This is a genomic window from Gracilibacillus phocaeensis (assembly GCF_900626275.1).
Lineage (GTDB): Bacteria > Bacillota > Bacilli > Bacillales > Amphibacillaceae > Gracilibacillus > Gracilibacillus timonensis.
On sequence record NZ_LR131144.1, the window covers coordinates 914,477 to 928,108 of the forward strand.

A 13,632-nucleotide genomic window follows, 5' to 3' on the forward strand; every position below is an offset into this window, starting at 1 on the left:
CATCACCTAACTTAGCGGCAGTGACTTGGTTTTGCGATAAAGGCTCAGGATGCTTTTCACCCGATTTTCTTAGTAGAATGACCTCCTCTAAGAAAATTCATCTGATCCCCGTTTTATGTGACGATCTTTTCTACTGATTTTTGCACTTCTAGTTATATTTCTAGTTTTATTTGGAAAAAATAGAGATGTTACTATTCTGGAGGTGAATCGATTGAAAAAGTCAATCATCCGTTTCATATGCATCATGCTACTGCTTCTATCCATTCCAAATATGGCATTAGCCCAGCAAGAGACGGCCGAAAAGGAAGAAGAGAATCTAGAGTTAGCCACTCACTCCACGTCAGCTATCTTAATGGAAAGGGATACAGGAACCATCCTTTACGATAAAAATGCAGAGGAAAAGCTTCCTCCAGCAAGTATGACAAAGATTATGACGATGTTATTAATTATGGAAGCACTGGCAGATGGACAAATTACGTTAACGGAAACGGTGCAAGTGAGTGAACATGCAGCTTCTATGGGAGGTTCGCAAATATTTTTAGAAGCTGGAGAAGAAATGACCGTACATGATCTGCTAAAGGGGATTGCTGTTGCTTCTGGAAATGATGCAAGTGTCGCAATGGCTGAGCGGATTGCAGGCAGCGAAGAAGCCTTCGTAAAAAAAATGAATGCCAGAGTAAAAGAACTTGGTTTGACATCAACCAAATTTCAAAATGCCACAGGCTTGCCTGCAGATGATCATTACAGTACGGCGCATGATATGGCAGTTATGGCAAAGGCCTTGTTGAAACATCAGGAGATTACCGAGTATACCGGTATCTATGAGGATTATTTGCGGGAAGGAACAGAAGATGAGTTCTGGTTGGTGAACACTAATAAACTAGTTAAATTTTATGATGGTGTAGATGGTTTAAAGACCGGTTATACCAATGAAGCAAAATACTGCTTAACGGCAACCGCAGAAAAAAATGGTATGCGCACGATTGCGGTGGTAATGGGGTCAGATAATACCAAAAACCGCAACAGTGATGTGACTGAGCTGCTGAATTATGCTTATTCACAATATCAAACCAAGTCTCTCTTTGAAAAGGATCAAGTTGTTACGTCGTTTGAATGGCTAAAGGCAGATAAAAATAAGGTGGATGTTGCTACGAGCGACAGTGTATCGATTCTATATGCCAAAGGTACAAATATGGATAATATGGACACACAAATTACCATCGATCAAGATATCCACTTACCGCTGACGAAGGGGACAACCGTGGGTAAACTTGTGGTAAAAAATGGAGAAGAAGTATTAAGCGAAACGGATTTGGTTTTATTAGAGGATATGGAGCAGGCTAATTTATTTCAGTTATTTAAACGTACCTTTCGTTCCTTTTTTCACTTGTAATAGGAATGTATGGAGTGAAAGAGAAATAAAGTCGAATCATTACTAGTTTCGCCGAATAGTTTCTAGTTTTGTCAGGTGGCAGGATTATACGAATGAAAAATAGAAAAAAGAGTTATCGAAAAAAATGGGAGGGAACTATCATGCAATTACAATCACAATTTTCAGTTATGGAGGATGTCTTAATTGTTCGATTAGATGGTGAATTGGATCATCATTCCGCTGCCAAGCTGAAATTAGAGTGGCAACAAAGAATACAAACAGGCAACATTAAACATGTCGTACTTAATTTGAATAAACTCCATTTTATGGATAGTTCTGGTTTGGGCGTGGTATTAGGCCGTTATAAGGAAATTAAACAAATTGGTGGCGAAATGATCGTCTGTTCCGTCAATCCGCCCGTCAAACGATTATTCAATATGTCGGGCCTCTTTAAGATTGTCCGGTTAGAAGCAGATGAACATTTCGCATTAACCAGTTTGGGGGTGGCGTCATGAATAATGCAATGGAACTGAAGTTTAAGAGTATTAGTGCCAATGAGTCCTTTGCACGTATTGCCGTAGCCTCCTTCGTCTCGCAGATCGATCCTAATATGGATGAATTAACCGAAATCAAAACAGTCGTATCTGAAGCAGTTACCAATGCAATTATTCATGGATATGAAGATGATCCCAATCAAGATATTTATATTCGTTGTTCGTTAACGGATGATTTTTTATCAATAACCATCGCTGATGAAGGAATCGGGATTGATAATGTTGATTTAGCCAAAGAGCCTTTGTATACCTCCAAACCAGAATTAGAGCGTTCGGGGATGGGTTTTACCATTATGGAGAATTTCATGGATCGTATTAGCATTACATCCCATCCAGGAGAAGGTACAAAAATAAATATGACCAAACAATTTCAAACCATCAAGAGCATGTGTAAGTAGGTGATGCCTATGAAAACACAAATGTCAAAGACATCACCATTAAGTGATCATGAGGTCAAACAATATATTCAATTGAGTCAAAAAGGCGATGAAGAAGCCAAAGCCATCCTCGTTGAAAAGAATATACGATTAGTTTGGTCTGTTGTACAGCGATTTTTGAATAGAGGTTATGATCAAGATGACTTGTTTCAAATTGGCTGTATTGGTTTGCTTAAATCAATTGATAAGTTTGACTTGAGTTACGAGGTGAAATTCTCAACTTATGCGGTACCGATGATTATTGGTGAAATTCAACGATTTATTCGCGATGATGGAAGTTTGAAGGTAAGCCGATCATTGAAGGAGATTGGAAATAAGATCAGAAAGGCGCAAGACGAGCTTACGAAGCAATTCTCAAGGGCACCTACGATTCAAGAAATTGCCGATGAACTGGAGCTGACGCCAGAAGATGTAATTCATGCACAAGAAGCCATCAAAAAGCCGCAATCGATACACGAAACGGTTTATGAAAATGATGGTGATCCCATCACCTTACTAGATCAAATTGCAGATATGAATGATAACTGGTTTGATAGACTTTCTATTGAACAGATTATCAATGACTTAGATCAACGGGAGCGATTAATCGTCTATTTACGCTATTACAAGGACCAAACCCAAACCGAAGTAGCGGATCGATTGGGCATATCACAAGTGCAAGTGTCACGGATCGAAAAAAAGATTTTGGATAAAATAAAAACAGAAATGCTAACCTAACATGTTCCGCTAGAAAAAATCGGACAGTGCTCCTCGAAAGGAGTCTATGTTCGATTTTTTTGTTTGTAAAATTCACCTATGAAGCGGTTTAGCTCTTTAAACGGGGGCCAAATAATTGAAATGGAATCCATGCCAATGCACTAAAAAATCACCACCTCTGATAAATACCGATAAAGTGGCCTTACCATTGCTTTTTCAAGTGGAACTTCCGCTCATGCCGCAATGTACAGGAAATGTAAAGTGCAGGTGTTGTGACTGGACGTCATGGGTTTAACCTGCGAATGACTTACCCGTCTAGGTGATTGGTCTACGCTAAGGAATAATAATTCCACACTTCTAGCAAGAATTAGCATGACGGTGATCTGATACGAAATCCTGTTTGTATGCTTGATTTTTTGCTGAGGCTAAGAAATAAAACTTCCTTCACCATCATCGTTCTATATCAGTTGAGTGAAATAAATTCTCATGCATCTGCTATGTGTTCTTGATCCATTCGTGTGATTATCTCATCATACTGCGTAAATGGATCAAACGAGGTATTAGCAGGAAATCATGCGAGCAAAAACTTGCTTGTCACACGTTTTGTTATATTTATTCGTTCAACTTATATCGTCACAAGAACCATTTTATAAGTTATCTATTTTATGGTAGGTGCAATGATTTTTGCATGGATCAATCACTGTGATACCTCCTATGTTTCCAATATAAAAGTCATAAGGCGATACATGCCTTGCAGTATCTAGAATGCTTCATGCTCGCAGTGATAACCATTGTTGAGCCATATTCCCGCAGCGCTTGTTTCGCACAGATAAAACGATCAAGCTCATCACTCAGAAAAGCGAACTACTTAACATCATCCACTATATCGATCGATAGCAGATAAAAGAGCCTCCCAAAAACATTTTTCAATCGATCTTGCATGCATGAATTTCCCACATCTTCATCATACTAAGATAAACCATTTAAAGGATGATGTTATATGGCCGAGGATAAAGTATATGTCCGTCTCAAAAAGAAAATATCGGCAGAAAAAGACCAGCAAATTTACTTAAAAGATATCGCCTTTATCACAGGAAATATCGATTATTTAACCGATCTGAAGGACTTACCTATCTATCACATCACGGAAGCAGACAAAAGCATATCGGTAATAGATGGATTTCAGTTGTTGGAAGTTTTGGTGCAGGCATATCCCTTGCTCACCATTGAATTATTAGGTGCAAATCAAGTGATTATTGAAGTGAAAAAACAAACAAAAAAAGTACCTATTTTGTTAATCGCCTTTATATGGCTGCTTATGTGTGTGGGTTCCGCCATGGCGATTATTAATTTCCATTATGATGTCAGCATGGAAGAAGTCCATCAAGGTATTTATTACTTGTTGACCGGTGAAAAGGTGAACAAACCACTTTGGTTGCAAATTCCGTATTCCTTCGGACTGGGCTTGGGGATGATATTGTTCTTTAATCACATCTTCAAAAAACGATTCAATGAAGAACCAAGTCCGCTGGAAATTGAAGTATTCAATTATCAACAGGACCTTGATCAATATGTAGTACAGCATGAAAATGGACTGAACAAACACCGTGATGTCTGAATTAATCCTTATTAGTGCACAAATACTAATAGGACTTGGCTCGGGATTAGTAGTCGGTTCAGGGTTTGTAGCCTTTTTAACGGTATTGGGTATTATTCCCAGGCTTATTCAACTGAGTAAATCGCATCAAAGTTTGCCTGCTTATCAATTCAGCGTGATTATCGGTGCACTGTTAGGTACTTATTTTACCTTTACAGACTGGACGATTGCTTTGCCATTGCCGTTGCTCAGTTTATGGGGATTGCTACATGGCATATTTATTGGCATGCTGGCCGCTGCATTAACGGAAGTATTGAATGTTTTCCCCATATTGATGAAACGACTTGGTATCGATAAAGAATTATTATGGCTATTAATGGCCATTGTCATAGGAAAGATTATCGGTTCTCTCTTTCATTGGCTTTTATTTGTTGAAATTATCTAAAAAGGACGTTATTTATGAAAAAAATTGATCGCTCGATTACAAAAAATCAACAATATTTAACAAATCACCTTGGGATTGATGTATCCTTTGACATCGGATTTCGCGAGTTGATTGTCTTAAAAAGGAAGGTCCAGCTATATTATGTTACAGGCTTAGTCGATGATGAATTTGTTATCGAAGTGATTAAGAAACTGGTTTCCATAAATGATGAGGAAGAAGTAAACAGCGATCTCTATCAAGAGCTGAATAATCGAATTGTACATCAGCAGGTGGAGAAGGCTAAAACAATGGATGAGGCAGTCGATCAAATGCTGTCAGGTTTATTGGTTATTTTTGCTGATGACCAAGAAGAATGTTTTATTGTCGATGTTAGACATTATCCTGGCCGAACACCTGAGGAGCCAGACACAGAAAAGGTAGTTCGCGGTTCAAGGGATGGCTACACGGAGAATATCATTGAGAATACGGCCCTGACTAGGAGAAGAATACGTGATGAAAGGCTGCGTCATGAGATGCTTCAAGTAGGGGAACGATCTAAAACGGATATCTGTATATCTTATATACAGGATGTAGCAGATATTGGTTTGATCGAATTAATTAAAAATGAACTCGGACAGATTAAAGTAGATGGACTCTCGATGGCTGATAAAACAGTGGAAGAATATTTGGTGCACCAAGGTATGAATCCATATCCGTTAGTGAGATATACCGAACGTCCGGATGTGGCTGCAGCTCACTTGTTTGAGGGACACGTACTTATCATGGTGGACACTTCTCCCAGCATGATCATTGTGCCAACCACTTTCTTTCACCACGTACAGCATGCAGAAGAATATCGTGAGTCACCTGCCGTAGGGACGTTTGTGCGCTGGGTTCGATTTATGGGCATCTTTGCTTCGTTGTTTTTACTGCCGTTATGGCTACTGGTGGTATTAGAACCTACCTTGCTACCTGAACAATTACAGTTTATCGGTCCGAACGAAGTAGGAAATGTTCCGATTGTGGTGCAGATTTTAATGGCCGATATCGGGATTGAGTTCCTGCGTATGGCGGCGATTCACACCCCGACCCCGTTATCAACAGCAATGGGGTTGATTGCCGCTGTATTAATCGGGGAAATTGCGATCGAAGTTGGACTATTTAGTTCCGAGGTCATTCTTTATGTTTCAATTAGTGCTATTGGTTCTTTCACCACACCAAGTTATGAACTCAGTGTCGCTAATAAAATCATCCGATTAACCTTAGTCATCGTGACTGCCCTTTTTCAAGTAACTGGTTTCATGTTAGGTATTACGTTATTTATTTTGTTTTTAGCAGCAAAAAAATCGTTGCAAACTCCTTATTTATGGCCGTTTATTCCATTTAATGCGAAAGCAATGTGGCAGATTATGTTCCGAGTAGCAATGCCGCTATCCAAATCGAGGCCAAGTATTGTTCGTACAAAAAATACACAAAAACAAGCATAACTTAGAAAGTAAAACTTGAACTAAACGAAAGCCTATGATAAATTTATTTTATACTTTATGAGCTTACAAACTATTTAGTAGCAACGGTCGAAAGTGCTACCCATTGTTCCTAGTGTCAACCGCTTGGCGGGACAATGGGCAGTATATGGCTGTTTTAACCCATCACTAATGGTGGGGATTTTCAAATCGGATGTATCCCTTGTCAACCTGTCTTTCCATGGGACAAGATAGGGATGGGGGATTTTTGTTTGATATCTAAATAAAGAGACAGAGAAAGCAGGTGGTAGAATGCAGCATGACGCTCAGACAAATGAACAAGGCCATTTACTTATTAATGGTTTAGATAGTGTAGAATTAGCAAAAAAATATGGCACGCCTTTGTTCGTATATGATATAAATAAAGTACGGAATAATGCACGGGCTTTTGTAGAAACCTTTAAAGAGCTAGGCGTACAAGCTCAGGTTGCTTATGCAAGTAAAGCATTCTCTGCTATTGCGATGATCCAAGTCGCCAAGCAGGAACAGCTTAGTCTGGATGTTGTTTCCCAAGGGGAGTTATACACAGCCATTCAGGCCGGATTTCCTGTTAAAAAAATACATATGCATGGTAATAATAAAAGTTATCAGGAAATTTCAATGGCCGTTACCAACAATATCGGCTGTATTGTCGTCGATAATTTCCATGAAATTCATTTATTACAGCAAGTATTAAAGGAACAGCAGAAAACAATGGAGGTCCTTATTCGAGTTACGCCAGGTATTGAGGCACACACCCATGATTATATTCTGACTGGTAATGAGGATTCAAAATTCGGCTTTGATTTAACCAATGGACAGGCCGAAGAAGCTATGAAGCAGCTTAAGGAAATAGATTCCATCGATCTGAAAGGACTACATTGTCATCTTGGTTCACAAATATTTGAAACCGATGGATTTACCTTGGCAGTGGCACGGCTGTTCCAAACCTTACATGATTGGAAACAACAGCATGGTTATGTTGCAGAAGTAATCAATTTAGGTGGAGGTTTTGGTATTCACTATACCGATGAGGATAAACCACTACCGCGTCCTAATTACGTTAGAGCACTGGTTGATAAGGTAAAAGAACAGGTAGAAACCTACCAGCTGCCATTGCCAGAGATATGGATAGAACCAGGCCGATCTATTGTTGGCGATGCCGGTGTAACGCTCTATTCGATTGGATCAATAAAGGAAATACCTCATGTACGTAAGTATGTTTCCGTTGATGGTGGGATGACGGATAACCTGAGGCCAGCCCTTTATCAAGCGAAATATGACGCCGTTATTGCGAATAAAATGAATGCAACAGAAGAAGAAGAGGTGTCAATAGCAGGGAAATGCTGTGAATCGGGAGATATGTTAATATGGGATATCGCATTACCCGAGACAGAAGCTGGGGATATATTAGCCGTTTTTTCAACGGGTGCCTATGGTTATTCTATGTCAAGCCACTATAACCGATTTCCAAAGCCAGCCGTTATATTTGTAGAGAATGGACAAGACCAACTAGTGATTAAACGAGAATCGTATGAAGATATGGTGCAAAACGATCTATCATACGAATAGGGGGAAAAGAAAATGAAACAAGCAATTATCGAATTTGAAAATGGTGAAAGAATTGTGATAGAACTATATGAAGAGGCTGCACCGAATACCGTAGCCAATTTTGAGAAATTAGCAAATGAGAACTTTTACGATGGTGTTATCTTTCACCGGGTGATCCCTGGCTTTGTTGCACAGGGCGGTGATCCAACAGGTACAGGAATGGGTGGACCAGGCTATACGATTAAATGTGAAACAGAAGGTAATCCACATAAACACGTGGCTGGATCACTATCTATGGCACATGCTGGTAAAGATACGGGTGGAAGTCAATTTTTCCTTGTTCATGAACCACAGCCTCATTTAGATGGTGTGCATACGGTTTTTGGTCAAGTAACAGAAGGACTAGATACCGTATTACGTATCCGTCAAGGAGATGCCATGAAAACAGTAAGAGTTTCAGAAGTATAAAAGAACAATAAATAGTATTGACATCTGAAAGGCGTTATAATATGGTAAGGTGAAAGGTTGAAAGAATGATGGACGACCTCTGTTTGTCCAATTCATTCAACAATGAAGCTTCATTGTCTGTAATCAGCAATAAAATGCACCCTAAAGGAAGTGTGCACCTTGCGCAAGAAAAATATATTACTATTTACCATTCTCTTGTTAATAAGTATCGCCTGGGGTAGTTATTATTGGTTTGGTATCGTATTTTCACCATAGTAATTGGATATAATAGAGGATGTTCAAAAAGTCCAAAAAAGGAAGCATCGAATGTCGAGCTTTTGTAACACACAGTACTAGTAACGACTTTTTAGATCAAAACATAACATAGCTATGGATGAATTGTTATGAATAATGAGGGATTCAATATGTTAATACGTTTTAAGAAACGATCAGAAAAGATAGCCATGGGTTTACTTTCGTTTATGCCTGCTGAAAAAGAGGTTAAGAAGTTGCAAGATACCATTCAGGAGTATGAAGTGAACGAGGATTGGCAGCTGTTTCTTTGGAAAGAAGGGGACGATGTGCTTGGTGCTATAGGGGTAAGGCTTGACCAAGACAACCATCAAGCAATTATTCAGCATATCAGTGTAACACCGTCGCATCGCAATTCAGGAATCGGGAAGAAAATGGTGGACGAATTGCAGAAGCATTATGGTTCTCCTTATAAATTGGTTGCAAATGATGTCACTAGGAAATTTTTCGAAAAGTGTAAAGAAACACCTAAAGAATAAAGATAGGAAGAACCTTTGCGCTGGCAAAGGTTCTTTATCGTGTTATTAGCACCACGCTGCACCGACAATGATTAACAAAATAAACAAAACAACGATTAGAGCGAATCCGCCGCCGTATCCAGATGACATGTAGTGACCTCCTCATTCTGTTTGTTTTAACTTTCTTGCTAATAGCGTATGTCAATCCACTCAAATCGTATAGGCGCTTATCCTGTATAGAGAAAAAAACAACGAATCAACTATTTGCTATATGAAGCAAGATCGCCGTCAGTGAAAGTTTTACGGTCTTATATGTGGTGGCATTGTCTGGTTTATCTCATGGTGAACCATCATTATCACAACTGCGTTTGTCCTATGTCGTCTGGTTCGGGCGTTTTATGTTGCGCAAAAAAGCGTCTTATTCCTGATATTCTGTATTATTTCAAGAAAAAATGCTATACTGGGTGAGAAGTTCACAAGGCATGGAGGTATGTTATGTCTGTCCATTATCAAGTAAAATTAGAATCATTTGAGGGACCATTAGATTTATTGCTCCATCTCATTAATAAATACGAGATCGATATTTATGATATACCTGTGTCAGAGATAACCTCTCAATATTTAACGTACATTCATACGATGCAGGAATTAGAATTGAATATTGCCAGCGAATATTTGGTGATGGCGGCTACTTTATTAGAGATTAAAAGTAAGTTATTATTGCCGAATCCTACTGTAGAAGTCGAAGAGGAGTATGAAGAAGATCCGCGAGAGGATTTGATGAGACGGTTAATTGAATACCGTAAATACAAAGAAGCTGCCATGCACCTCAAGGAACGGGAAGCTGAACAAAGCCAGATACATACGCGTCCTCCTCTTGACTTACAGGTTGATGAAACCCAGTCATTACCAGAAGGCGGCGCTAATATGTACGATATGATAGAGGCGATTGGCAAAGTCTTGGAGCGACGTAAATGGAACCGGCCGATGGAGACCTCTGTTCAGCGACAAGAGATCCCAATCGAGCAACGAATGGAGGAAATCATGACGAAGGTACATCAGGTAGATCATCCTGTTTTATTTACGGATTTATTTGTAACGAAAACCCGTACCTTTGTAGTGGTAACGTTTATGGCTGTATTAGAATTAATGAAACAAAGACAGATAAACTGTAAGCAGGAAAATAACTTAGAGGAATTAATCGTTTATCCTTATCAGCATGAGTGAACATACAAAATACGGAGGTAGTCAAATTGGATATTCATGAAATGAAGGCAGTGATGGAAGGTTTGATCTTTGCTGCGGGCGATGAAGGCATTCGTAAAAATGAATTGCGCAAGGTCTTAGACCTAGATAAGGATATGGCGGAACACATGTTAAATGAATTAAAGTTTGAGTATGAACATTCGATTCGTGGAATCATGTTGATGGAATCACAAAATATGCTGTTTTTAACGACCAAACCGGAACATAGTGAGTACTATTCAAAGTTCAAAGAAACAAAAGTACACACGAAGCTTTCACAGGCGGCATTAGAAACATTGGCTATTATCGCTTATTTGCAGCCTATTACCCGCACAGAGATCGAAGAAATTAGAGGAGTGAAGAGTGAACGGCCTTTACAGACGTTGATATCTAGAGCGTTGATTGAGGAAGTTGGAAGGAAGGAAGGTATTGGCCGCCCGATATTGTTTGGAACGACCATTGATTTTCTCACTTATTTTGGCCTCAGTTCCATCGATGATTTGCCTCCATTGCCAGACAACTTTGATGAGGTAGACATAGAACAAGAAGCCGATCTATTCTTTGATCAGCTTAAAGATATGGAAAATTAGGGCAAGATTTTTTCGCTAAATGGAGCTTGTTATATCATGGTACATCCGTGACATAACAAGCTCCATTATGGTTGATGAACTTGCTTGAACCAGAACCGTGTGAGTTCTTGATCCATTCACACGAATGGATCAAACGAGGTATTAACAGGAAATCATGCAATTAAAGACGTGTTTACTTATCCGATCCATGAGAAATGATTTCATTCAACTTATATAGGTTATTTTTCCTTTTTCGGTTTTTCATCTAAAATCGATTTTAATTCCTCAATATCCTCTTCAGATAAGGAATCTTCTTCCATGAATTGAACAAGCATTGATTTTACCGTACCTCCGTAGATTCGCTTAATGAAGGATTCTGCTTCGGCACGCTGGCATTTATCCTGTGAATACAGCGGATAAAAGGTATAGACCCGCTGTTCTTTATTCACACCTGCAACACCTTTTTGTACTAATCGATCTAACAATGTGCGTATCGTTTTAGCTTTCCAATCTTTTGGCCCCTGCAGGGAAGTGATCACATCATTTGCTGTTTGTGGTGATTTTTCCCACAGGACATTCATTACTTCCCATTCTGCTTCAGAAATACTTGGTACTTCTTCCATCATGTTCCCCCCCTCAGTCTTATTCCTCGTAAATTTGTTTATCTTTTAAAATAGTTAGGGTTATGTCTGCTGCTATACTTCCAGAGGCATGATCCTCATCCTGTATATTCGTTGCAAAGTAATAGGTATTTGTTTCTGTTTCAATAAAACCGACAAACCAACCATTGATATCTTTCCCATTCACATTACCTGTACCTGTTTTTCCATAGAGCGCAGTACCTTCTTTTTCATCCATTTTCAATGCATTTTTGACTGCCTGAATATGGTCGTCTTGAAAATCAAAGCGATTGTTATCAAATGCCTGTAAAAGCTCTACTTGTTCTACTGGAGAAATCTTTAAAGAAGATTCTAGCCAATATGGTTTAGGACCTCCAGAGGCATCCTGATTTCCATAATGAATGTGATTTAGGTAGGATTGTATGCTGTCAATTCCTGTTTCTTGATCTATCTTCTGAAAATACCAGTTAACTGAATGGTTTAAAGCAGTTTCTAGATTTTGCTCTTTCTCCCATTGTTCATATGGTTGCTTAGTGCCGTCCCATTCCATGGTGTTTTGCTCTGATGTGATAATATTCTCTTCTAACCCGAACAAAGCACTATAAATTTTATAGGTGGAATCAGGAGAAACCCGTAATGTGCTCTGCTCTTTATCATAGATATGATAAGCATCCTTCTGCAGATCGTACAGAACAAAACTGCCCTCGTAATTTTGGAAGTAAGCACTAAGATCTTCGGCGTTTGTCTGTTCATGGCTAAAAGACGTATAGCGATTACTGTCGTTTGCCATCACTGCTGCAAGCGGAATCTGTGTGCTGACAAATAATCCCACTAACAAAAAGATAGCGATGCTTTGAACATGCTGTAATTTAGAGTCAGTTTGAAAAGAAGCGATCTTGATCATACGTTTCTTGATTTGTTTTTTGGATCCATTTAATTGATTGGCCAGTTTATTATACGATGATCTGGGAGATTCATCGATAAATTGAATGATGGTATGTCCATATTTCTTATAGCTTTGATCACCTAAAGCTGTCAATACGGCGTGATCGCATGCCATTTCACGGTCTAGGCGCATTTCTTTAAATGCTAGCCAAATCAACGGGTTGAACCAATAGATGATTTGAAAGAATACCATCAGATAGTTCGTCAGTATATCCTTATATTTGATATGATTCAATTCATGCAAAAAGATATGTTTGATATCCTCTTTGGATAGCCATTCCTCAACGTTTACTGGTAAGACAATAAAGGTTTTGCGTAACCCGAATGTTAGGGGCGAGCGTACTTTATTTGAAACACCTAATGTGATGTTTTTTGAAATATTTAATTGCTGTTTTGATTGTTTAAACAGGTTCATCAAGTCCTTATCTTCCACTTGGTTAATAGACTTTCTAATGCTCATTAAATGAAGCCATGCACTTATAGAAAACACGGTCAACACGAGAGCACCAGCAATCCATATACCGATGGCAAAACCATTTAACAGATCCGTATTCGTTTGAGTAACGGTTACGGAAAAATCCTGCATCCAATTAGTGTTTGTTTCACTGGCTTCGGTTGCTCCATTATGCAGAGAAGCAGAATCGCCTTCAATAGAACTGCTATCTATAAATGCAGGAAATAAATTACCAGGAGGTAGCAAATAAGCAGGAATAAATGGAATAACCAAAGCAGTATGCAGTAAATACCATAGGTTATACTGCCACTTGGCTGATAATTGTTTTTGGAATAGTTTTCTTATCAGCAAAATAAATCCGACTGTGATGGAAGAAATAACGAGACCCGTAAGAAGCGTTGATATAAACATTCTTTTCGTCCCCATTCTTTAGTTGCAGTAATTTGATA

General features: G+C 38.9%; 15 protein-coding genes. 12 read left to right on the plus strand and 3 right to left on the minus strand.

Annotated elements, in window-relative coordinates; genetic code table 11:
* Positions 1 to 244: 244 nt before the first annotated feature.
* From E0E32_RS12195 to E0E32_RS12240, 10 genes are all read left to right on the plus strand, one after another.
* Positions 245 to 1,393 carry a D-alanyl-D-alanine carboxypeptidase family protein gene (locus E0E32_RS12195; protein WP_078060229.1) on the plus strand — a complete coding sequence of 383 codons (1,149 nt, stop codon included), beginning with the start codon at positions 245 to 247 and terminating at the stop codon, positions 1,391 to 1,393.
* Positions 1,394 to 1,533: 140 nt separating this feature from the next.
* Positions 1,534 to 1,887 carry an anti-sigma F factor antagonist gene (gene spoIIAA / locus E0E32_RS12200; protein ID WP_066193107.1) on the plus strand — a complete coding sequence of 118 codons (354 nt, stop codon included), beginning with the start codon at positions 1,534 to 1,536 and terminating at the stop codon, positions 1,885 to 1,887.
* A complete protein-coding gene (gene spoIIAB / locus E0E32_RS12205) occupies positions 1,884 to 2,324 on the plus strand; it encodes an anti-sigma F factor (RefSeq protein ID WP_066193111.1) in 441 nt (146 codons plus the stop codon). The genes spoIIAA and spoIIAB overlap by 4 nt, the downstream gene beginning before the upstream one ends.
* Positions 2,325 to 2,333: 9 nt before the next feature.
* Positions 2,334 to 3,080 (plus strand): RNA polymerase sporulation sigma factor SigF, encoded by a 747-nt coding sequence (sigF, locus tag E0E32_RS12210; RefSeq protein ID WP_392388598.1) that lies wholly within the window; start codon positions 2,334 to 2,336, stop codon positions 3,078 to 3,080.
* A 979-nt stretch (positions 3,081 to 4,059) separates the two neighbouring features.
* The gene (locus E0E32_RS12215; RefSeq protein ID WP_066193112.1) at positions 4,060 to 4,677 is read left to right on the plus strand and encodes a stage V sporulation protein AA; all 618 of its coding nucleotides are present in this window, start codon (positions 4,060 to 4,062) and stop codon (positions 4,675 to 4,677) included.
* The gene (locus tag E0E32_RS12220; RefSeq protein WP_066193113.1) at positions 4,670 to 5,101 is read left to right on the plus strand and encodes a stage V sporulation protein AB; all 432 of its coding nucleotides are present in this window, start codon (positions 4,670 to 4,672) and stop codon (positions 5,099 to 5,101) included. The genes E0E32_RS12215 and E0E32_RS12220 overlap by 8 nt, the downstream gene beginning before the upstream one ends.
* Positions 5,102 to 5,115: 14 nt before the next feature.
* Positions 5,116 to 6,567 carry a spore germination protein gene (locus tag E0E32_RS12225; RefSeq protein ID WP_066193116.1) on the plus strand — a complete coding sequence of 484 codons (1,452 nt, stop codon included), beginning with the start codon at positions 5,116 to 5,118 and terminating at the stop codon, positions 6,565 to 6,567.
* 288 nt (positions 6,568 to 6,855) lie between these two features.
* Positions 6,856 to 8,154 carry a diaminopimelate decarboxylase gene (gene lysA / locus E0E32_RS12230; RefSeq protein ID WP_130859855.1) on the plus strand — a complete coding sequence of 433 codons (1,299 nt, stop codon included), beginning with the start codon at positions 6,856 to 6,858 and terminating at the stop codon, positions 8,152 to 8,154.
* Positions 8,155 to 8,166: 12 nt separating this feature from the next.
* Positions 8,167 to 8,601, plus strand: coding sequence for a peptidylprolyl isomerase (locus tag E0E32_RS12235; protein WP_066193120.1), 435 nt, complete (start codon positions 8,167 to 8,169; stop codon positions 8,599 to 8,601).
* A 404-nt stretch (positions 8,602 to 9,005) separates the two neighbouring features.
* Positions 9,006 to 9,371, plus strand: a complete 366-nt coding sequence (locus tag E0E32_RS12240) for a GNAT family N-acetyltransferase (protein WP_066196468.1) — start codon at positions 9,006 to 9,008, stop codon at positions 9,369 to 9,371.
* Between the two features lie 45 nt (positions 9,372 to 9,416).
* Here the strand turns inward: E0E32_RS12240 and E0E32_RS12245 are convergent, their stop codons facing one another.
* Positions 9,417 to 9,500, minus strand: coding sequence for a YjcZ family sporulation protein (locus tag E0E32_RS12245; protein ID WP_066193122.1), 84 nt, complete (start codon positions 9,498 to 9,500; stop codon positions 9,417 to 9,419).
* 345 nt (positions 9,501 to 9,845) lie between these two features.
* Here E0E32_RS12245 and E0E32_RS12250 point away from each other — a divergent pair, with 345 nt between their 5' ends.
* Positions 9,846 to 10,577, plus strand: coding sequence for a segregation/condensation protein A (locus E0E32_RS12250; protein ID WP_066193124.1), 732 nt, complete (start codon positions 9,846 to 9,848; stop codon positions 10,575 to 10,577).
* A 26-nt stretch (positions 10,578 to 10,603) separates the two neighbouring features.
* Entirely contained in the window at positions 10,604 to 11,185 is a 582-nt protein-coding gene (gene scpB / locus E0E32_RS12255; protein WP_066193127.1) for an SMC-Scp complex subunit ScpB, read from the plus strand.
* Between the two features lie 218 nt (positions 11,186 to 11,403).
* On the opposite strand, the gene blaI is transcribed toward scpB, so the two are convergent.
* Positions 11,404 to 11,790, minus strand: a complete 387-nt coding sequence (gene blaI / locus E0E32_RS12260) for a penicillinase repressor BlaI (RefSeq protein WP_066193129.1) — start codon at positions 11,788 to 11,790, stop codon at positions 11,404 to 11,406.
* Positions 11,791 to 11,806: 16 nt separating this feature from the next.
* Positions 11,807 to 13,594 carry a BlaR1 family beta-lactam sensor/signal transducer gene (locus E0E32_RS12265; RefSeq protein ID WP_066193131.1) on the minus strand — a complete coding sequence of 596 codons (1,788 nt, stop codon included), beginning with the start codon at positions 13,592 to 13,594 and terminating at the stop codon, positions 11,807 to 11,809.
* Positions 13,595 to 13,632 lie beyond the last annotated feature (38 nt).

Coding starts and splice junctions, on each gene's coding strand:
- E0E32_RS12235 (WP_066193120.1), top strand. CDS start 8,167: ATGAAACAAGCAATTATCGAATTTGAAAATGGTGAAAGAATTGTGATA.
- E0E32_RS12250 (WP_066193124.1), top strand. CDS start 9,846: ATGTCTGTCCATTATCAAGTAAAATTAGAATCATTTGAGGGACCATTA.
- spoIIAB (WP_066193111.1), top strand. CDS start 1,884: ATGAATAATGCAATGGAACTGAAGTTTAAGAGTATTAGTGCCAATGAG.
- lysA (WP_130859855.1), top strand. CDS start 6,856: ATGCAGCATGACGCTCAGACAAATGAACAAGGCCATTTACTTATTAAT.
- E0E32_RS12195 (WP_078060229.1), top strand. CDS start 245: ATGCTACTGCTTCTATCCATTCCAAATATGGCATTAGCCCAGCAAGAG.
- E0E32_RS12265 (WP_066193131.1), bottom strand. CDS start 13,594: ATGTTTATATCAACGCTTCTTACGGGTCTCGTTATTTCTTCCATCACA.
- E0E32_RS12215 (WP_066193112.1), top strand. CDS start 4,060: ATGGCCGAGGATAAAGTATATGTCCGTCTCAAAAAGAAAATATCGGCA.
- E0E32_RS12245 (WP_066193122.1), bottom strand. CDS start 9,500: ATGTCATCTGGATACGGCGGCGGATTCGCTCTAATCGTTGTTTTGTTT.
- E0E32_RS12225 (WP_066193116.1), top strand. CDS start 5,116: ATGAAAAAAATTGATCGCTCGATTACAAAAAATCAACAATATTTAACA.
- E0E32_RS12240 (WP_066196468.1), top strand. CDS start 9,006: ATGTTAATACGTTTTAAGAAACGATCAGAAAAGATAGCCATGGGTTTA.
- blaI (WP_066193129.1), bottom strand. CDS start 11,790: ATGATGGAAGAAGTACCAAGTATTTCTGAAGCAGAATGGGAAGTAATG.
- spoIIAA (WP_066193107.1), top strand. CDS start 1,534: ATGCAATTACAATCACAATTTTCAGTTATGGAGGATGTCTTAATTGTT.
- sigF (WP_392388598.1), top strand. CDS start 2,334: ATGAAAACACAAATGTCAAAGACATCACCATTAAGTGATCATGAGGTC.
- E0E32_RS12220 (WP_066193113.1), top strand. CDS start 4,670: ATGTCTGAATTAATCCTTATTAGTGCACAAATACTAATAGGACTTGGC.